The 21,282-nt window shown below is 48.0% G+C and carries 16 protein-coding genes; 3 read left to right on the forward strand and 13 right to left on the reverse strand.

Annotated elements, in window-relative coordinates; translation table 11 throughout:
- Position 1: 1 nt before the first annotated feature.
- A complete protein-coding gene (locus MHB85_RS20980) occupies positions 2-1,276 on the reverse strand; it encodes an ABC transporter substrate-binding protein (protein WP_341073631.1) in 1,275 nt (424 codons plus the stop codon).
- Positions 1,277-1,488: 212 nt separating this feature from the next.
- On the reverse strand, positions 1,489-2,673 hold the full coding sequence (locus MHB85_RS20985) for an LLM class flavin-dependent oxidoreductase (RefSeq protein WP_341073632.1): 1,185 nt from the start codon (positions 2,671-2,673) through the stop codon (positions 1,489-1,491).
- 476 nt (positions 2,674-3,149) lie between these two features.
- Here MHB85_RS20985 and MHB85_RS20990 point away from each other — a divergent pair, with 476 nt between their 5' ends.
- On the forward strand, positions 3,150-4,010 hold the full coding sequence (locus MHB85_RS20990; protein WP_341073633.1) for a helix-turn-helix transcriptional regulator: 861 nt from the start codon (positions 3,150-3,152) through the stop codon (positions 4,008-4,010).
- Positions 4,011-4,267: 257 nt separating this feature from the next.
- On the opposite strand, the gene MHB85_RS20995 is transcribed toward MHB85_RS20990, so the two are convergent.
- From MHB85_RS20995 to MHB85_RS21020, 6 genes are all read right to left on the reverse strand, one after another.
- Entirely contained in the window at positions 4,268-5,191 is a 924-nt protein-coding gene (locus MHB85_RS20995) for a hypothetical protein (RefSeq protein ID WP_341073634.1), read from the reverse strand.
- 8 nt (positions 5,192-5,199) lie between these two features.
- Complete coding sequence (locus MHB85_RS21000) at positions 5,200-6,567, reverse strand: nucleotide sugar dehydrogenase (RefSeq protein ID WP_210108768.1); 1,368 nt, start codon at positions 6,565-6,567, stop codon at positions 5,200-5,202.
- A 153-nt stretch (positions 6,568-6,720) separates the two neighbouring features.
- Complete coding sequence (locus MHB85_RS21005) at positions 6,721-7,524, reverse strand: response regulator transcription factor (RefSeq protein ID WP_091018249.1); 804 nt, start codon at positions 7,522-7,524, stop codon at positions 6,721-6,723.
- Between the two features lie 287 nt (positions 7,525-7,811).
- A complete protein-coding gene (locus MHB85_RS21010) occupies positions 7,812-9,212 on the reverse strand; it encodes a glycosyltransferase family 2 protein (RefSeq protein WP_341073636.1) in 1,401 nt (466 codons plus the stop codon).
- Between the two features lie 22 nt (positions 9,213-9,234).
- Positions 9,235-10,443 carry a HEAT repeat domain-containing protein gene (locus MHB85_RS21015; protein ID WP_341073637.1) on the reverse strand — a complete coding sequence of 403 codons (1,209 nt, stop codon included), beginning with the start codon at positions 10,441-10,443 and terminating at the stop codon, positions 9,235-9,237.
- Between the two features lie 26 nt (positions 10,444-10,469).
- Positions 10,470-12,698 (reverse strand): hypothetical protein, encoded by a 2,229-nt coding sequence (locus MHB85_RS21020; RefSeq protein ID WP_341073638.1) that lies wholly within the window; start codon positions 12,696-12,698, stop codon positions 10,470-10,472.
- An 855-nt stretch (positions 12,699-13,553) separates the two neighbouring features.
- Between MHB85_RS21020 and MHB85_RS21025 the strand changes: the two genes are divergently transcribed.
- A complete protein-coding gene (locus tag MHB85_RS21025; protein WP_215078241.1) occupies positions 13,554-14,798 on the forward strand; it encodes a DNA polymerase IV in 1,245 nt (414 codons plus the stop codon).
- Entirely contained in the window at positions 14,795-15,136 is a 342-nt protein-coding gene (locus MHB85_RS21030; protein WP_341073639.1) for a YolD-like family protein, read from the forward strand. Before MHB85_RS21025 ends, MHB85_RS21030 begins: the two co-directional genes overlap by 4 nt.
- Before the next feature lie 216 nt (positions 15,137-15,352).
- Here MHB85_RS21030 and glsA read toward each other — a convergent pair whose 3' ends face one another.
- From glsA to MHB85_RS21055, 5 genes are all read right to left on the reverse strand, one after another.
- On the reverse strand, positions 15,353-16,294 hold the full coding sequence (gene glsA / locus MHB85_RS21035) for a glutaminase A (protein WP_017687474.1): 942 nt from the start codon (positions 16,292-16,294) through the stop codon (positions 15,353-15,355).
- A gap of 136 nt (positions 16,295-16,430) precedes the next feature.
- Positions 16,431-16,913 carry a GNAT family N-acetyltransferase gene (locus MHB85_RS21040; RefSeq protein WP_091028682.1) on the reverse strand — a complete coding sequence of 161 codons (483 nt, stop codon included), beginning with the start codon at positions 16,911-16,913 and terminating at the stop codon, positions 16,431-16,433.
- Between the two features lie 258 nt (positions 16,914-17,171).
- Positions 17,172-18,407, reverse strand: coding sequence for an L-lactate MFS transporter (locus MHB85_RS21045; protein WP_036675050.1), 1,236 nt, complete (start codon positions 18,405-18,407; stop codon positions 17,172-17,174).
- A gap of 180 nt (positions 18,408-18,587) precedes the next feature.
- Positions 18,588-19,388 carry a LytR/AlgR family response regulator transcription factor gene (locus MHB85_RS21050; protein ID WP_341073640.1) on the reverse strand — a complete coding sequence of 267 codons (801 nt, stop codon included), beginning with the start codon at positions 19,386-19,388 and terminating at the stop codon, positions 18,588-18,590.
- Between the two features lie 10 nt (positions 19,389-19,398).
- Positions 19,399-21,051: a LytS/YhcK type 5TM receptor domain-containing protein gene (locus MHB85_RS21055; RefSeq protein ID WP_445739058.1), complete on the reverse strand. Its 1,653-nt coding sequence runs from the start codon at positions 21,049-21,051 to the stop codon at positions 19,399-19,401.
- Between the last annotated feature and the right edge of the window lie 231 nt (positions 21,052-21,282).

Consider the following 21,282-nt stretch of genomic DNA (forward strand, 5'->3'; position numbering starts at 1 on the left):
TTTATTTCCCGATATGCTGATCAATGATCGCTTGTGCCTGCTGTGCTGCTTCTTCTGGAGAAGTGCCGCTCAGTACAGACTGGATGGAGTTGGTTACTGCTTTTTGATTGTCTCCGTTCAGGATGGTGAACCGTGGCTGGAACACGGTTTTTTTGCTTGCCCATTCTCCGGCTACCTGAAGCTCAGGCGTGTCGTACTTCACATCATTCACCGTTACATTTTGTCCAGTCTGGTTGGCATACTCGCTCGCCACTTCCGGATTGCTCAGGAATTCGAGGAACTTCTTCGCTTCTTCCGGATGTTTAGACTTGCTGTTCACGGCGAGCATGAATGTGGTCGTATGCACCCCTTCATACTTCGCTTGATCTGCACTTACTGTAATTGGTGCAAGCAGTTTTTGCTCCAGATTAGGATTCTGCTGCTTGTTCTGAGCCAACTGATATGATCCACTTGCGAGCATCGCTGCTTTTTCTTGAATAAACAATGCGCCAGCCGCAGGGTCTTTCGTACCCAGTGCATCCTGTTGGAAGTAACCTTTATCGTTCAGTTCCTTGATTTGAGTCAATGTTTTCACCCAAAACTCATCCGTCAGTTTGGCTTCGCCAGCTTCTACTTTGGTAAAAATGTCGTCACTCGGTGCATTGTTCATCACCATCGTATTCATGAATTGCCCTGGGCCAATGTCCGCTCCGGCAAAGGCAATCGGAATGATACCATTGTCTTTCAGCTTCTGGCAAAGTGCCAGGAAGCCTTCCCAATCGGTTGGTGGCGTCAAGCCGTATTGTTCAAACAGTTTTACGTTATAGATTGGATCGTTATATACGAGTTGATACGGAATCGCATATTGCTTGCCATCGTGCTGTCCTGATTCAATCAGCTTTGAATTGTAGGCCGACAGAAACGATGATCCGGTCAGATCCGTGAACAAGCCGGCTTTGGTGAAAGCTTCGAACTGTGCACCTGGGAAGGAGGCAAATACATCTCCTACCGAACCGTCACTGATTTTGGATTGTACGGTGGATTGGTATTGATCGGAGGGCAGCGTCTGCATCTCCACTTTAATGTTCGGATTTGCTGTCTCAAAAGCGTCAATGGTTTTGTTCAGTGCTTCCACATCTTCTCCACGCCAGTGCATGAAGCTGATCGTAACTTTACCTGAACCCGAGGAGCCGTTCTCTCCAGATGACGCGTTATCCCCGCCGCCGCAAGCTGAAAGCAGGATGGACATCACCAGCATACTGACAAGCGGCAGGATCAATTTTTTATTTTTTTTCATGAAAGACGACCTCCTGAAAGATGTTGTATAAGTTGAACGAATGATTTTACACTGGATCACTACGCGTTCAGAACAATCTTCCAATCGCTGTTATCCCCGAATTTCTTTGAATTATTTCTTCAATGGTTAAAATCCGGGGATAAAGGCGATCGCTTCGCTTTTCCAGATTTGTTTTGAACGCTTCGTTATCGTGTAAAAAAAGGTTAACTTATTTAGTTAGTAGTAACTTGATGCTGCTTCTGTCTTGTTTTCCATTGCTCGCGAATGATTGGCATCACGGTACGTCCGAAGATTTCTGCCTCTTCCAGATGAGGGTAACCTGACAGAATGAAGGTCGTAACGCCGAGATCTCCATATTCCATCAAACGTTCTGCGACTTGTTCGGCTGTACCTACAATGAGGATTGCACCGCCAGAACGCACAACGGACAAGCCTGTCCACAGGTTGGGACCTACGACAAACTGCTGCTTCTCGGATAGTTCCCGTAGCTCGTTCTGTCTGCGTTGGTTGGTTGCATCCGTCTCGGCAAAAGCGGCTTTGGCTTTCTCAATCGCTTCTGGTGGTACTTTGCTAATAATCTCCCAAGCTGCTGCCCATGCTTCTTCTTCGGTATCCCGAATGAGAACCTGAGCACGCATACCGTAACGGAGCTGACGATCTTGTCCCGTTTCCTCTTTTACTTGCTGACGAATGACCTCAATCTCTTCGATCTGCTCCTGAATCCAGTCATGAGGCTCGCCCCACATCAGGAACGTATCTGCATGCTCAACGGCCACCTTCTTGGCAATCGGTGAACTTCCTCCCAGATAGAATGGTGGATGTGGATTTTGTACCGTCTCCGGCATGCCTACTGGCCCTTTGAAATTATAATACTGGCCGTTGAATTCAGGATTGAGATCGCTGGATGCATCAGCTCCTGATTGTGTGCCACTTCCGGCAAACTCCGTCAGATTCAGTCCCGTCGATTGCGTCCACGAACGCTTCATCACTTCCATATACTCACTCGCGCGAACATACCGTTCATCATGCGCATGTGCGAGTGGATCTCCCAGTTCCTCCAGATCCCGAACGGAACTGCCTGTCACTACATTGATCATGGCACGACCACCAGAGAGCTGATCCAGTGCCGCTCCCATTCGAGCAGCGAGTACGGGTGTAACCAATCCTGGGCGAATGGCAACAAGGGGACGCAATGTCTTCGTATGACTCATTACTGCCGAGCCAACCACCCATGCGTCTAGACAGGCTCCCCCTGTCGGAATTAGTACAAATTCGAATCCTGCCTTCTCCGCCGTCTGTGCCACATCGATCAGATAATCCAGACTCGGCTCCCGCTCCGGGGCAACCCCTACATACTTCCCATCCCCTGCTGTAGGCAAAAACCATCCAAACTTCATATCTTCCTGTTCGCTCACAAGAGTCAATCCCTTCTATGATAAATTGCTCTAAAAATGTTTCACTCAAGCACTTCGGTTACAGAAAACCTTTCGAGCACTCTTGTCCCCAGATTTCTTCTCATTCCCCTTTCATGGGGAAATCCGGTGACAAAGGCGCCCGCTTCGCTTCTTCAGGTCCTTTCTGTCCCCTCCGTTGTCGTGTCATTCTTTAAATTGATTTATTAGGCATATTCAGAATCAAATGCCGATTAATTAACTTGGTTTAATAGGTATGGACATCATATCAATTGATTTGTCTGTGAGCAATGTCATTTCGCGGCAATTTCATTTTGTCATTTTGTGGTCTTTTCTCAGATTTAGGTCTTCCTGATCTTGAATATGTATAAAACCCACCTGTATAATAGGTTATAAGAGAAACTTTTAGAATGTACAAACGATACTTATACAATAAAGAGGTGTTCCTGATGACCGAGAGCATGAAGGAGGACCACCATGAGTTTTTGGAACTTATTTTCTTCACTCCATCTGAATTCGAGAAAGCTGGTGGCGCCTGGCCGATTCGCATCGGCCGTAATATAGCCAAAACCAACTATCATATTGGCCCTCGTACGACGCCTTATTATTATTTGCTGTTTGTACTGGAGGGAGATGGTACATTCATACAGAATGGACAGCGTCACGCCCTTCGTGCCAGGGATGCGTTCTGTCTGTTTCCACATGTTACGCATGAGTACTGGACGGACCCGGAGGACACGTTGCAGAAAATATTTATTGCCTTTGACGGCGCACATGCAGCCGAGCTACTGTCTCGAATTGGACTTACACCCGACTCACCGTATCGTTCAGGTGTACTGACGCCGGAGACTGCAAGCGCCATGCGCTCGTTCATGGAGGATGTTCGCAAACCGCAGGACGGAGCGAGTGATCTGGGACGACTCACCCGATTTCTAAACCTCTTCGACCGGATAGCCCGGTCCCCCGCAACCAAAGGATTGCACCCGGATTCAGCCACACCTTGGCTTCAGAAAGGCAAGGAATACATGGATATTCATTTTGCAGGCGGCATCTCCGTGGAAGGTGTATCCGCTCATGCGGGTGTGGATCGAACCCATTTTGCCAAACAGTTCCGCAAAGCCTATGGTCTGTCCCCTGTGCAATATATCCAACAATTGAAAATGAATCAGGCCAAACGCCTGCTGGTGCAGTCGCCGCTAAGCTTAACTGAAGTGGCTCACTCCGTGGGTTATCCCGACTTGTTCTCCTTCTCCAAAGCGTTCAAAAAACAAGTCGGTTTGCCACCCAATCGTTATCGTACAGCGGAGAGTACTAAAGAATGAGGGAGCGACCTTTCGCTCCCCAGCCTATAATCCATTCCTTATGCACCACGCCTGTATACGTTGTGTAAGATGTCACCTCTACCAAATTACAATGGACTCCTGAGTTTCATATCCTGCACAGCATAGTGCTGCAAAACCCATTACGAAATCCGTCACCAAAGAAGGCAAGCCCCATCTACCCGGGACTTGCCTTCTTTCTATACTATAGTCTTGACTACACGTACTCGAAACCAGGAACTTTTTACGTTGACATAAAACTATTCCTTCTTTTCATCCTTGCGCGCAAGTGGAATACCGTTCTTCTTGGCATACCATGCTTCATAATGATGCACAGCTACACCTGCAAATGAAGAATGAGAGGAACCGAGATCAAACACCTTCGCCATCTCTTCATTCATATTGCTAACCGGTTTACGGAAAAAGGTCAGGTGATCCCCCTCGTGTGTATCCGCGAGTTCCGCTCCGATCCAGACTTTCTTGCCGAGATCATCCGCTTCGTCCAGTTCTTCCTTGGACAGATCATACATCTGCTGTCCACTGTCCCGATAAGCCATAATGGCCACCGCATCGAAGTGGGAGATCACCCAGCGACTGAATGTACCCTCACCTTCAGCCGACTGACGGGCATCAAGCCAGAACGGGATGGCAGCGCTCATGTACAGTCCGGCATCCTCGCCGGCTTTTGTCCAGGCCTTCATGTTGTTCTGCCACTCTCCAATGACACTGTTCTCCTCTTTCTCCCAGCGCTTCAGCTGATACGGCTCCACATCCAGTTGAATGCCTTCGAAGCGTTCATTCTTGGCGGAAGTTTCATTGTATGCTCGTACTCGCTCGATAAAAGCAAGTCCTTCATCCCGCTTTTCCTCATAAGCCCAGTCTGCATGACCGTTAAGTCCATGCACTTCAATCTCAGCCTGCCGGGCAGCCGCAATGAATTTGCGATATGTTGCATCAGGCACCTCATCCTGGATTTGCAGGAAGATGGTATCCACGCCCTGTTCTTTGGAAAAAGCAATAATTTCAGGCGTTTGTTCTGCAATAATGGACGCGTCCCACAGCCAGGTCGCTTTATGTTCCTCCGTCGTAAACCATTTGAACATCCAGGACAGAAGCAGCAGGCATAACACCACAGCCAGAATAGCCCATTTCGCCATACCCACCAGCTTGCCCCGTTGCCTCATATATTTCCTCAGACGAGCAACGCTTCACTTGGTTCAAACACAGGATGCTGAACCGAGTGACCAATTTTGTAGATGTGCGGATGTGTGTACGAACGGAATGCATTACGTGTATCCAGAATCGGCACACCCATCTCGGCAATATCAAAGTAAGGCAAATCGCTGTGGTTGGTGATCAGCACGATACAATCGTACTTTTTGAACTGTTCCAGATTGAACACTTCGCTGTGTACGGTCTCCCCATGCTTGTCCTGGAAGGAATCCGCATGTGGATCGTAGTAGCTAACGTTAGCTCCACTTTCTTTGAACAGTTCATATACTTCCAGTCCTGGTGATTCACGCAGATCGGCAATATTCGGTTTGTACGACATGCCGAGGAGCAGAATATTTGATTTACGTACGGATTTCGCGTATTCGTTCAGAATCGTTGACGTTTTATTCAATACATAATATGGCATGTTGTCATTGGTAGATTGCGCCAGCTCAATGAATTTGCTATAGAAACGGAAGCCTTTGGCCTTCCATGACAGGTACATCGGATCAAGCGGAATGCAGTGTCCACCGATGCCTGGGCCTGGATAGAATGGCATGAAACCAAATGGTTTCGTCGCCGCCGCGTCAATAACTTCCCAGATATCAATGCCCATACGGTCGCACATCATCGCCATTTCATTTACAAAGGCAATGTTCACGCTGCGGAATGTGTTCTCCAGCAGTTTGGACATCTCAGCCACTTTCGGCGAAGATACCGGTACTACGGTTTCTACATATTTGCTATATAACGCTGTTCCCAGTTTCAGGCAAGCTTCGGTTGTACCCCCGATGACTTTCGGTGTATTAAATGTCGTGAAACGTCCGTTGGACGGGTCCACACGTTCAGGCGAGAAGCAGAGGAAGTAGTCTTTACCTGCTTCTTGTCCGATCTTGTCCAGCTGCTGCTGGATCAATTCTTCCGTCGTACCTGGATAAGTAGTGCTTTCCAGCGTAATCAGCATACCTGGTTTCATATGCAGTTTGATCTGATCTACAACAGTCTCGATGTAGGACGTATCCGGGTCCTGATTCTCACTAAGCGGTGTCGGTACGCAGATACTGAGTGCGTCGATCACGCGTAGCATACTGTAATCTGTCGTTGGCTGGAAACGACCACTTTGCATTACTTTTTTCAACTCATCGGACGAAATATCGTGAATATAGGAATCTCCTTGATAGATACTTTCTACTTTGGACGCATCCAGATCAATTCCGATTACCGTGAAACCTTGATTGACCATTTCCACGGCAAGTGGAAGTCCTACGTAACCGAGCCCGACGACGCCGAGTACAGCTTCTTTATTTTCAATCGCATTCAGTAATGTGTGGAATTGTTGATTCTCCATGATATTCCCTCCGGGCAGTGTATTTGGTAGTGCTTAAAATCCATATAAATAGATGAGTGTCTGTGCTCTAAATGTTGCTCTAATCTATCTGATTCATAGTATAAAAAAACTCTTACTTTGCACTTCACACAATCAGTTGTTCCAAGCCGTCTTCTAATGCAGGCAGCGTCTGATTCGTGCATCCAACTCTACAGGCGAGAACGGTTTGGTCATGTAATCATCGACCCCGCTGCGGAAGCATTGACTGATCGTCTGCTCGACACGTTGCTCGGTCAACACGACAATTTTGGGTGGCTGCTCCATCTCCAGGTTCTGAATATGATGGATGAACGGCAGACCGTCGATGCCATACAGATTCAGCTCCGTGAGCACCAGGTCTGGTGTAACCTTCTCGATCAACTCCAGTGCAGCCAGTCCATCGACGGCTTCATAGGTTTCGTATCCCTGCATCTTCAACCGCAACTGCAGGAATTCGCGTACCGTAGGATCGTTATCCACAATCAAAATTCGTTCCGGCTCGTCCGCCGTATTGTCTAGCGTGTAGATATGAATCTCCGACGAATCTACGAGCTTTGAGGACTCAGCCATATGCTGAATAGTTGCCTTCGAAGGGCGCTCCCCTTCCGGGAAACTGGCCAGTGTAATCTGTGGATCGGCACCGGGCACGGTCTCTTGCAACTCATGTTTGATTCGAAGTCCTTCATAATGAACTTCATCCAGTGACAACCCTGGCAGCAGGACGGCAATTGCCTGGGTAGCCCCATCCTTCCACACCTGGAAGGATGTCTCACTCGTTTGCTCCAGATGTGTCCTGACCTGCTGCTCAGGTTGAGCGTGTCCTGCACAATGGATGAACATTAAGCCGCATGTTTCGGCACCCGTATCCTTCAATCCCTGTTCTACACTTCGGTACACATTAACGGCAGCCTCACGCTGCAATGTCGCCGTATTTGGCATGTTCTTTTCCACCCTTCTCCTCGATTATCTATACATGTCCAAAAAATGTTATTTACACTGACACTCCGATGACAGAACAACCTTTTGATCGCTGTTATCCCCAGATTTTTTGATTCCTTTTAACAAGGGGAAATCCGGGGATAGCGTATGCTTTCGATGTAGCTTTCTTTCAGAAAGCTTTTAGGCGCCGCTTCGCTTCATCAGGTTATTTCTGTCCTCTCCGTTATCGTGTAAATATTTAGTTGAACATCTATATTGCTGTTACTGTATTACCATGATCTCTGTACTTAAGCGGCTTCGCTTGTTTTCTTCTCATCCTCGGACCAGCTTTGGCGTGTCATGGTACCCCATGAGTTGTTGTTTTGCATGAACTGCACATGTCCCTGCAATCTCCACAGTACGCCGAGCTGGTGGTAACCCACGAATTTCAGCGCGGAGTAGACCAGCATTTTGACCAGATCGGAGAGCTTATTGTAACGCTTGAAAGCAATCTCCTCCAGGACAAGTGCGCCTACACTCAGCAGATAACCACTCACAAAGTTCAGCAATCCGAACAGAACCAGAATCGGCCATTGCGTCATATCCAGAAGGACATATCCAGCGAGAGCCAGAAGGCCGGTAATCCGGAAATACGGGTTCAGCGCTTCAAAAAGGACGTTATAAGGCATGGTTACCATACCCATGACTTTATATTTCGGATTGAACAACATGCCGCGATTCTCAATCATGTTCTTCAGGTTCCCACGGCCCCAGCGCTTGCGCTGACTGGACAAGATCCGGTAGGAATCCGGCGCCTGCGTCCAGCATACGGCCTCAGGGCAGAAGGCAACGCGATACTTCAATTTGTTCTCCAGCATATAACGGTGAAGTTTAATGATGATGTTCATGTCTTCCCCAGGATAACCATCCCGGTAACCACCTACGGCGATAACAGCGTCCTTACGGAACATACCGAAGGCACCGGAGACAATGATCAGACCGTTCATGTGACTCCAGCCAATCCGTCCGCCCAGGAAGGCTTTGAGATATTCAATGGACTGGAACATGGGCCAGATTTTGCGTGGCAGCGATACATCTTGCACTGCCCCGTTTTCAATTTTGCAGCCATTGGCGATCCGTACATCTCCACCGATGGCTACCGTCTCTTCCGGATTCTCCATATACATGCGTGCCATGCGGATCAGGGCATCCTTCTCCAGCAACGAATCAGCATCGATGGAAGAGATCAACGGATAATGGGACAGGTTGATCCCGGCATTGAGGGAATCGGCCTTACCGCCGTTTTCTTTGTCAATGACATACAGATCCGGGAACTCTGGATTATGGTAGATCCCACGAATTTTCTGACAGGCGATCTTGCCCCGAATCTTCGTATTGGGTACTGGCTTCAGACGATATTCTTTCAACAGGATATTCAGTGTCGCATCACTGGAGCCATCATTCACAACAATGACTTCATACGTTGGATAATTCAGCGTCATCAGGCAGTTCACATTTTCAATAATCGTCAGTTCCTCGTTGTATGCCGGTACCAGCAGAGAAACCGAAGGTACCAGTTCCGAGCCTGACAATGTATTGTATTTGGAATAATGCGACCGCCGGAAGATCGTCCAGATGTTACGGAAAGATAAGGCCAGAATGGAAAAATAGAGCGTATTTACAAAAACAACATAGTAGATTGCGACCATGCCGTAGATTAATAGTAGATCCCTAAGCAGTGTAATCCCCTCCTACCGTAGCGACACCTGTGCGCTTCTTGCTGGTTCTGTTCTCTCGTACAGGGCCAAAATAGCGATCGTACAGCAGTCTTTTTTTGTTATGTGCAATCATCTGCTCTACAGCTCTGTCATCGGTTCTCGTGTGCTGCATGGTACTCTCAATCTGCTGCATCGCAATCTCGCGCTCAGCAACTGTACCTTGCACCGCAGCCTGACACAGCGCTTCGAATCCGGGTTCACCGAGCTTGCTCAGACTCTCCGCACTGTTATATCGAACTCTCCAGTCTTCATCCCGAAGCGCTTTGCGCAACAATGGAATGCTGCCAGATGCATGCTTGTAACCAAGCGCTTGTACCACTTCGGCGCGAACTTCCGGATCGGGGTCCTGGATCAGCTTCAGGATTGTCTCATCCCGGAGTGCCGGACTTGCGCTAAGATACAGCTTCACCGCCTCGGCACGTACATCCTGATGTTCTGCGCCTACCAGTCTGTCGAGTGCAGGCATCACTTCAGGTACAGCCTGTCCCCACATGGCAACCAGTCCGACTTTGACAAAATCAGGATTCCGGTCTTCCAGCAATTCAATTAGAATTCTGCTCGTATCCAGACTCGTTTCGAGCAGAATATCTGCTGCCAGATGGTGAATGGACTTACCTTTGGTTAACAGCAAAGCGAGCATGTCTTTCAGTTCACCTTGCCGAGTCGTACATCTGGAGATGGATCGACCAATCATAATGGCCATCGGGCCCGGTTTCTCATCCTTCAGTAATTCCATCAAACCCGGAACGGCTTCGGGACAACGCATGCCACCCAAGCGATAAGCTGCATCAATCTGGCGACCATAACGCAGACGGCCCAGTTCCTTCAGATCATGCTCTACGAATCCTGCTTCATGGCACAGCGCGATTAATTTGTCGCGATACTCACCCTTGAACTGGTCGATCCATTCAATCAGTCTGTCCTGAATGACTCTGCGTTCCAGCGGAGCCAGTTTGCCTGGTGGCAATTTGAGTGGACTATTCTCAGTCAAGGCTATTTGCAGATAGGTGAAATAGTCACGCTGCTTCAATTCATAAAACGCCGTCTTGCGTCGTTTGCCATTGTGGGACATTTTCATGGCAAACAATACGATGACGCCTACAACAACAAGTGCGATACAGATGTACAAAAACAGATAGGCCAAAGCCAAACTTGGAAACATGTGAAAAGGTCCTCCTTTATACTCATTTATTCGATCTGAAAACTAGGAATTTTTTCATAACTCTTCTTCATTTTTTCGTAGCTTAGCTTCAGGCGTTCACTATACTGCACCTGCTCCCAAGGCTGCCAGCTATATACCGGCAATGTCTTCAGATCCAGGGTCGTCTGTTCACCCCCAGGCCAAGATACTTTCTTCGTGGCGCGGTCCGTTAACCACGGAATGAGGGTAACGCCTTCCACAGCAACTGTGGAGAACTCACGTCCATTCTTGAGCGGTCCATAGTCGATCGCTTGCAGCGAACTCGGATCACCGAACCCAAGCAGCATCCAGGGAATTCGCATCTCCACCTGATTGCCGTTATACTGCCATGACGTTAATGAATCCGTATCAGGCTGGCCGGGAGCCGTCGTTCCTCGCTTCAATGTTCCGACCTTTTCATTCATGAACGGTTGAGCAGATCGGGTATCCGGCGGTGTCATCCTCAGGCTGACTGCCAGATTCCATGGGTGGAACGGATTATCTGAGGAATCTGACTGCTGATCTGGCAGCATATCGTATCCATCCTTGCCATACAGACGCTGATTAAAGTCATAATCCTTGGCAATCTCCACCTGTGATTCTTCATCCTGCCCCAGTGTAATCACTGTCTCAAGACCATCACTGAGTGTCCGGCCCGGGAGTAACTTGTCAGGCTGACTGCCTCCAGCAAGTGTATCTGTGCCAATTCGCAGCACTGTCTTCTCCGGGTCAAAAGGTTGATCCAAGGTCAGCCCAATATACAGATAGGCTTCATCATGGGTCATCTTCATTTCCTGAATGCCGTCCACTTGGCCCTGCCAGGTCGTGACCTCTTCATCCTTCAGATCATCCCAGTCATCCAGTGATCCGTCGATGGTCAACTGTTCCTGTTTACCGGGGTCCATGGCAAGCAGACCAAACATCTTCTCGTTTGTCAGTACGTTCAGCCAATATGCACGGCGATCAGCCGGGATTTCCAGTGGCATCGTGTTCCATGTTTTTTTGAACCATTCATCCTGCCACATGAACACAATCGCTCCCGAGTATCCTTCATCATAGATATCCTGCGTCAGTGACGCGTCAATATCTCCCTGCTCTACTTCGTTATGTCCACCCTGATTCCGTCCTCCCATACCCAGATGGGAAATACCAAGAGAAGAAGGTACGCCATACTCTGTAATCATTACAGGCATATCGGAAAACTCGGCTTTCAGCTTGCGCAGATAACTTTTGTACGTGTTGTACTCACCGTTCTCATCCTTGATGGTTTGGAGTGTTTTATCGATATGGAACAGATCCGGGTAATACGGGTACACATGGTAGGCTGCAAAATAACCTCCCTGCCACGCCTCCGGCTGAATATGTCGGGCATCCACACTGACGAGATCCTCTTCATACAGCGGCTCGCCGGGATGATCCAGCACATCGGTCGTTACCCAGTTGGTGAAGGTCATCGGATGTTCCCACCCATACTTCTTCTCCAGGACCGCCGTATGATCCAGCAGCTCTGCGAGCCAGTTCTCGAACGGTGATGCTTCTGGACTAGCCGAGAAATGAACTCCCTTGTATTGCGGTACGTCCGCATGTTTTGCGTTTGTGTTGTCTACCATTGCCGGGTCCCATTCCGTCCCCACATGCCAGGCCATCAGGTATTTTCCTGCATTCGTTTTGTATTTGCCGCTGGACTCTCCCTGCTTGGCAGGAATGTCCGCATCGCCATAGACAGCAGATACGGCCTTTTCAATCTCCTGCTTGAACGTCTGCTCAATATGGGCCGCATAGGCATCCTGCTTCTCAATCAGCTCTTCTTCAGGTGACCATATGCCCTGTATAAAATATAACGGTTGCTCCCGGCCGCGGTTATATTCGACCAATGCAGAGTAGAAAATCGGTTCGTGAACCGTGTATACCCGGATTACATTGGCTCCCAGATCCTCGATCTGCTGGAACCACCGCAAGTAATCCTCTTTGGTCAGCGGGAATTCTCCCGGGTAATGCCCCGGTGAAGTTGCGCCCAGGTTGACACCTTTGACGAACATCTCCCTCCACGTTCCATCTGGCCCGTATTCCATGAACCGGTCTCCATCGGTCTTGAATTTCATCTCCGTGCCGTTCTCCGCTGTGTACGTAACGAGCTTGGGTTGCATATAGTGCCATCCGGCAAATATCCCACCGGTCACCACCACTGCTCCTGTCAATACCGTTAATAGCCAGCGTCTTCGTCTTTGTCTGCTCATGTCTTTAGATTGCTCACCTCTCTAATATGCATCCTGCTTCAACATCGAATGGTCCAACATGAAGTTTACGAATCTTTCCGCTTCGGATGTCCGCTTGGTAGAGATGTCAGCGGTGTAGTTCTCACTATAGCGCTAAGACTCTGCATTTGTATCTAGGCTGATGGAAGCAAACATGAAATGGAACATTCTGCCCATAATTCGTAAAAAGAGCCATCAACTAGCACCGGGAAGCCTCTGAGATACGTCTGATTCCCAAACGCTAATATTTGCTGGAATCGCATGGATTAGATGCCCTGCTGATCTTGCAATTCTGGAACCTTTATTGTTATGTGCAACGCGGGTACAGGCAACGTTTGCCGTTTGAACACATACCCCATTAAACGCGAGTTATATTTTAAAGTTGCGGACCTTTTTACAGTATTAACCATAAAGATTACAAAATTGATACTATAGTCCGATAACGCATCAGCGATATTCCGCGTCACATCAAGGTTTTCTGAAAAATGCAGAAAATCAAAAAAGGACATCAGTCCCCCTCTATAGGACTGTGCCCATTTATAACCCTTTTACAAAAACCCAAATGAACGCCCGGTCATCACCCATAGGTCACGGATCTCTCACATTAAATGTAAAAAGCACATCTTATTTCCTAATTTCTGCCTCTAATATAGCTAACCCATAATTGTGTCCAATTTGCAAAATAATTCCGGTTGCTGCATTTCGAATTGTCGGATATGCTTATAAAACAAGAACACTTGTTCCATAATGTAAATAAACTGTTAATTATCGATGTTCAAATGAACATAATCGACGTTAACAGATGAGCTTAGCATCACGGATAAGCAGAGAAGTCTTATGCCCCGCCAAGACAGACGTGTCATCATGCTGGCCGACTGCCAGTCATTCTATGCCAGTGTGGAGAAGTCTGCACATCCCGAATACAAGGACCGCCCCCTCGTTGTTGCGGGAGATCCTGCGCGCCGTTCGGGTATTATTCTTGCGGCCTGTCCACTCGCCAAGTCCTATGGAATTACGACAGCAGAACGACTGGGCGAAGCGCTCGCCAAATGTCCGGATGTTGTTGTTGTCCGCCCCCGGATGGCCGAGTACATTCGGGTGTCCCTTCATATTACGCGTATCCTTCAGTCTTACACCGATCTGGTGGAACCCTATAGTATTGATGAACAGTTTCTCGATGTCACCGGAAGCCTGGATCTATTTGGCAGCCCCGAGACGATTGCACGCAGCATTCAATCGAGGGTGATGGATGAGACGGGTGTGTATATTCGAATCGGTATCAGTGATACCAAGGTCGTTAGCAAGATGGCCTGTGATCTATATGCCAAAAAAGTCCCTGGCGGCATCTGCACGTTGCCTCGCAAAGATCTGCCGTCCACCATCTGGCAGAAGCCTGTACGAGACATGTTCATGGTAGGTTCCCGCATGGCGCAGCATCTCTATAAAATGGGGGTCCATACGATCGGTGATCTGGCCCAGACCCCACTGTCCCGACTGAGAGAACGTTGGGGTGTGAATGGGGAAGTACTATGGCGTATCGCCCGCGGTATTGATGATTCCCCGGTCAAACCCGGGACATATGCTCATCAGCAGCAGGGAATCGGACATCAAATGACGCTGCCCCGGGACTATGACTCTTGGGAAGATATCAAAGTGGTACTGCTTGAACTGGCGGAACTCGTCAGTCGACGTTCCCGGGACAAATCACTCATGGGCCATGTGGTCTCGGTTGGATGTCGCGGACAGGATTATGATCGGCCAACCGGTTTCTCCCGCCAGATGAAGGTGAATGAACCCACCAACATTACGGATGAAGTATACGATGCGGCAGCAGCTCTGTTCCTGCGCCATTGGGACGGATTACCCATCCGCCGCATCAGCGTGTCATTGACCGGACTTGTACCCGATTCCGAAGTGCAGCTGTCCTGGTTTGATGACCGCGAACGCAAAAGAGAACTGGAACGTGCCACGGATGATATCAAGCGCAGGTACGGAGAAACCGCCATTATGCGGGCATCCTCCCTCTGCTCGTCCGCGCAAGCCCATGAACGTTCTCATAAAATTGGAGGTCATTATAAATGAGTAAAAAATTGCAGCAAAACGGTATCTTCGAGTCCTCACGCATGATGCTCCCTGAACACCGGGAAGCCTACATTCTTCATCAGGAACAACTTGCTCCTCGTACCCGCCCATCCCTGGATACCCAGGCCGCAGAAGAAATGTCCCGTTTGCTCAGCAACTCGATGATGCTTGGAGATAGGATCACTATTACGTTGTTTCACGAACATGACGATATCCGTTATACTGGTCAAGTACTTCGACTGGACCGTCCGGCCCGTACCCTCAGACTACTGATGGAAGATGGGTCCCGGGATATTCAGATGAACCTCATTACAGATGTGGCCCTAGCCGATGACTGAAGGGAGATATACCAACCCCGATGTTGTGGATATTCCATGATAGATGCAGCATAGCCGCTGCCATGCAGGACTGTCTTCCTACACTTCCAGGTGAATACCAAAAGCAGCCGACGAGACATATCCAGACCATTCGCTTCGTTCTAAAGAAGCAAAATATCGGATACGTGATTCATCGCCTACATAAAAGGGTAAAGCTTCTTTTTTCTGAAAAACTTCTTAGAAAAAGCTCCAGTCGAATTCCTTGGACAGACGCTCCAGCAGATGCACGCCGGCAATACTGTTGCCTTTGCGATTCAGAGCCGGGCCAACAAGACCTATGCCGAATTGTCCCGGTACAAGGGTCAATATCCCTCCGGATACTCCACTTTTGGCGGGCAAACCAACCTCGATGGCAAATTCGCCTGATGCATTATACATACCACAGGTGGTCATGAAGGTTTTGGCAATCTGAACATAGCGACGAGGGATGAGTTCTTCTCCCGTAATTGGATCTGTTCCATTATAGGCCAGAACGAGTGACATTCGAGACAGATCTGCACACGTCACTTCAATGGAGCAATGACGGAAATACACGGCAAGCACGTCTTCAACATCATCCTTAATGACCCCGTTGTGCTTCAAAAAGTAGCCAAGTGAACGATTCATATGACCGCTCTCCGATTCGGACTGGAATACCTCTTCGTTATAGCCCAGCTGATCATTATTCGCCAGTTTGCGGAAAAACTCCAGAATACGCCGTGATTTCTCTTCCTTACAGTCTCCTCCAACAAGCGAGGACACCGTAATCGCACCCGCATTGATTAATGGATTAAACGGGATTCCGGGTTCAACCAATTCAAGCTTGATCATCGAATCATAATCGTCGCCTGTCGGTTCTTTTCCTACATTAAAGAAAACTGCTTCTTCCCCATGATCCATCAGGGCCAGAATAAGGGTAAATACTTTGGAGATACTTTGCATCGTAAATGGGACACCGCAATCCCCTGCCGACACATGGTTCCCTTCGGCGTCCATGATATGTATACCGAGCTCATCCTGAGAGGCTTTGACAAGCTCCGGGATATAAGAAGCCACCTTACCTTGCCCGGTGTGCAAACGACTGGTCTCCAGCCACTCCGGCAGTAATGCATTCAGACGTTCCATGGTTGAATTGCTCATATGTCATCTCCTCCACATCTCTATATAAGCAAGCATCATGCATGAAATGTTGAACCCATGCACCATGATGATAATGAGTTCCAGCCATCTCATGCAAGATGTCCTGTATTATCTGATTACCCTCAGAACAGTTCCTTTACCGCTTCGTTTGAAGATTTAACTCCAAAATCTCACCAGGAAGACCATCGTAATCACCTGTCCAGGTGGATACAAAGTTCTGTCTGGTCAAGATCCGGCGGGAAGCAGCGTTACCCGGATCGATAACTGCATAGAGTGATCCAATCCCTGCGGCTTGTGCCTGAATAATCAACCGTGACGCTATGGATGTGCCTTGACCTTTGCCCCAATGTTCAGGCAGGATCATGTAACCTATCTCAGCCTTGGTCGGGTCCTCCTGATCCGGAATCAATTTGGCATACGCCACACCGGCACCATCTTCACTAAATACCCGGTAATGTCCGCAAGTGGAACGCTCATTAAACTCCAGCATGGACTCGAATTGCGTTCTCGCCTCTTGCTCGGGTATTGCACGTTCTGTAATCTGTTTCATTACTTCCATATTGGAAACCAACGCATAATAATCATCAAAATCAGGTTGTGTGTATTTAATGAACTTCATGATGTGCCTCCTCTGGGGTACATAACTTATCTTGGTCTTGTTGATTTCACCTAGAGTATAACAGATGCGAATGATGGAATGCACACAAGGCACCACGCTTGCAGGCAGCCAGATGATCCGATAGGCCAACAAGTCAGCAATCTGACAACTGTAGATACCAAAAAGCGGCCTCAACTGGAGACCGCTTTGCTTACTTTATTTTAATTTGCTTTTTAAGATGAAGAAATATCCTCAGTTCCGTACTTCCAGTGCATGTTGTTAGCTTGCCCGTGATGAAGGGTTAAGGTTCATCTGTTTTTCACGTTGACGTGCACGACGACCTTCACCTGGAGGGGTAATGATCAGTGCGAGCAACAGCGAGACAGCGCAGAGTACAGCAATCACGATGAAGGTTAGATGGAAGCCGCCCAGCAAGGCGCTGATGAATGATCCTGCCAAGGCACCAAATCCAAATCCCTGATAGATCACACCATAGTTTTTGCTTTGATTTTTCAGTCCGAAGTAATCGGCCACAATCGCCGGGAATACCGTAATGTTACCGCCAAAGCAGAATGCAACGGCCGCCACACAGGCGAAGAAGATCCCGAAGGTCAGTGGAACCAGACTAAGTGTCATGACAGCTACGGCTGTAACCAGCAACGCACCAGCGATGACTTTCATTCGTCCTACTTTATCCGACAGCGCACCGAGAATAATACGTCCTGCCGTGTTAAAGATTGCAACCATGGCCACTGCGTTTGCAGCGGTAGCTACATCAAGACCTGCAAGCTGTACACCGATATCTTTGACAATACCGATCAGGTACAGACCGCTCATACACGCCGTGAAGAAAATAACAAACAGCATATACGCTTCTTTTGTACGCAGCATCTCTTTTACCGTATAGTCATGACGTGCTACGACTTGTTTGGATCCTTCCTTGCTTGCCGGAGCCTGTTCACGAACAACCGCTTCACGGATCAGGAATGATCCCGCAACCACCAGAACCAGAACGATAATGCCCCAGTACATAAATGCCTGAGCAGGACCAACGGCACCAATCAATGCCGTGTTCACATATTTGAACAATAAACTACCAGTACCAAAGGCGCCGACCGAGATCCCCGAGATTAGACCTTTACGCTCCGGGAACCATTTGATCAGATTAGACAGCGACGTAATGTACGCCGTACCATCTGCAAAACCAACGACAAATCCAGCCAAAATGTACAGCAGTGTTAGCGAAGTGACTTGGGAACTCAGAATAAGACCCAGCCCAAGCACAACCCCGGCTACACGGATCAGACGCTGAAGACCCCAACGTTCCTGCAACCGGCCTGCAAACAATGTGGCAAATGCCAAAGCAAAACTGGTAATTGAAAAAGTTATCGCGACCGAGCTGACGTCCCATCCGAAACGATCAGACAACGGTTGATTAAATAAACTCCAAGTATAGATGGTTCCAAGACCCATTTGTACAATGATGGTCCCCAATACAATAAGCCAGCGGTTCATTTTTGTAGGTGCAGAAGTTGATTCAGGTGTTGATGAAACGGATGAAATGGTTGCTTTCATCGTGATCTCCCCTTTGCCGATGTCATATACATGAATGCGTTCACAAGCTAATCATACATGAAAGGGGATTCATCACACCGTTTTGAGCATGAGTTGCATCAGATGCGGAATGAAATGCTTCTAGATGCGCATGAGTTGCCTGAATTCTTTGACCTTCCCGCGACTCACAGGCACTTCAGCTTCCAAATCGCGCAGACGGAGCAGATACGTATTGTTGAACCAAGGTACTATTTCACGGATTTGCGACAGATTTACGACATACGAACGGTGGCAGCGAAAGAACGTATCCTGTGGCAGACGGCTGTGAAAATCCGATATGCTCACTGGCATGGTGAACTCCCCATTTTTGGTATATACCTTCGTCACTTTCTCTTGTGCTTCCGCATAGTAGATATCTGCCGTATCCGTAACAATAATATTGTCATTCCGCAGCAAATTAATTCTTCTGTCTGTATGGGAATTCGTATCTCGTTCTCGTACCAGTTCACCATGCGCAGCAGATCCGTCCGCCGTAGGGGCTGGTCCATCCTCAACATGTTGCTCCACCGGCGCATGATCACGTTTGAATGCGAGCTCCAGCTTATGGAGCATTGCAGCAATTCGTTTCTCGTCATACGGTTTCAGAATATAATCAAATGCCTCCAACTCAAAGGCTTCCGCTGCATGTTCCTTATACGCCGTAGTAAATACAATGTAGGGTTTCGTTGCAAATTTCCCAATATGATGGGCCAGCATCATACCGTCCAGCGAGGGAATATTGATATCGAGAAAAATAACATCTACTTCTTGTTCCTGCAAAAACTTCAGTACATCCAGCCCATCTTCAAGGCAATCCACCACTTCAATCTGACTATGTTCCTGGATTAAATAATTCAATTCCTCACTTGCCAGAATCTCGTCTTCCACAATAAGAGCTCTCATTGATCCATCATCACCTTGTTACGACATCTCCTTTGGGCACATCAAATAAAATATCCGTTCCTTGTTCCAGCCTTGTAATGGTTACACCTTGTCCGTAGATAAGCTTGACCCGGCGATGCACATTATATAGCCCGATCTGGTTACCAGGCATACGGTCGTGGTAGACCCGTTCAATAATATCTACACTGATGCCTGCACCTGTATCACTGACACTGATTCGCACAAACTCCGGATAATCCTGCACCCGAATTCGAACAGTCCCAGGTCCTTTGACCTTGAGAATGCCATGAATAATTGCATTTTCGACGAGCGGTTGGATAACAAGACTCGGAATATGCACCGCGACCTCATCAATGTCATAGATCACGTTAAGCCGACTACCGAAGCGAGCTTTCTCAATCTCTACATAATTACGGACCTGCTCCAGCTCCTTATGAATATCAATTAACTCATCCGACAGCTCCAGATTGTAGCGCATGTACCCGGATAGGTTCACAATCAGCTCCCGCGCTCGATCCGGTTTGGTTCGAATGGACGATGCAATCGCATTTAGCGCATTAAATAGAAAATGAGGATGTATGGTTGTCTGTAATGCACGCAGCTCTGCTTTGTTGGCAGCAGCCTTGATCTCCTCTACCCGTGATACCTCCATCTGGGTCGAGATGATCTGCGATAGACCTACAGCCATCGTTTGTAATGGATACGTAATTTTGTACGCTTTGCGATAATAGATTTTGAGCGCACCTGTAATGTCTCCTCGTTCTTTGAGCGGAATGATTAACAGCGAGTGGATATCGGGTGTTTTTTCATCAATCACATCATTACTGATCGTAATCTCCCCGCTGGATATTGTCTTCTTGGTCATCTCACTTATAATTTCATTACCGATATGGTATCGTTCTTCACCAAATCCTACATACGCCAGCACATTCCGGGTATCCGTAATTGCAACCGCATCGGCCTGAATATCCTCCTGAATAATCCGGCAAATTTTGCGCAGAGAATCCTCATCAATCGATCGAAAATACGGCAAGGTTTTGTTTGCAATCTCCAGTGCCAGCTTCGCCTGACGAGCTGCAATCATTTCCTTTTCCCCTTCCACACTCTGCACCAAGAGCACAATCAGCCCAATGTTGACTTCACCCAGAATCATAGGAAGCGCAATCTGCGAGACAATATCAGCACCCAGTGGATCGGGATAGGAAAATAGCAGGATTAATAACATCGTGAGCGCTTCACAGATCATTCCGGCACCAATACCGATAATCCATCGCTTGGGCTTGGGCGTGTACTTATGTATATATCCGGAGACCAGACCCGCCAGGATACTTGTGATCAGACACGGTATAGCTGTGACTCCATCCATATCAATCAAATACCGATGTACCCCTGAAACAATCCCCGTAATAATACCCACAGGCGCTCCGAACAAAATACCACCCGATAACACGGCGATGATCCGTACATTCACCAGTGAACCTTCAACATTAATGCCCGTATATGTCCCGAAAATGGCAAAAGCACAGAATAACAAGGTAACCGCAATAGACTCCTGCCACCTTAATTTCCCCTTTTGCAGAATCTGCCTAAACCTTGGCACCCTCGACAGAAAGAATAAAAATATAATCAACAGCGCCGCCCGTTCAAATAAACCTAGCAGCATCGTAAACATTTCCAATCGTACTTCCTCCACATCTGTTTGAAAAATAAAATGCATACCGACACAGCCACGCCTTTTTGAAAGAACATCTAGGACATTAATCCATAAAGCTCGTATGCAACAGTTTACCGCTCCCCCCGGAGGAAAGCAAAGTCCATCCTGTGAAAAAACATCAACAAGACAGCACCATGCATGCATATGATAGTTCATCCCTTAACTTCTATGAAAATATCC

The organism is Paenibacillus sp. FSL K6-4396 (assembly GCF_038002525.1).
Classification (GTDB): Bacteria; Bacillota; Bacilli; order Paenibacillales; family Paenibacillaceae; genus Paenibacillus; species Paenibacillus amylolyticus_B.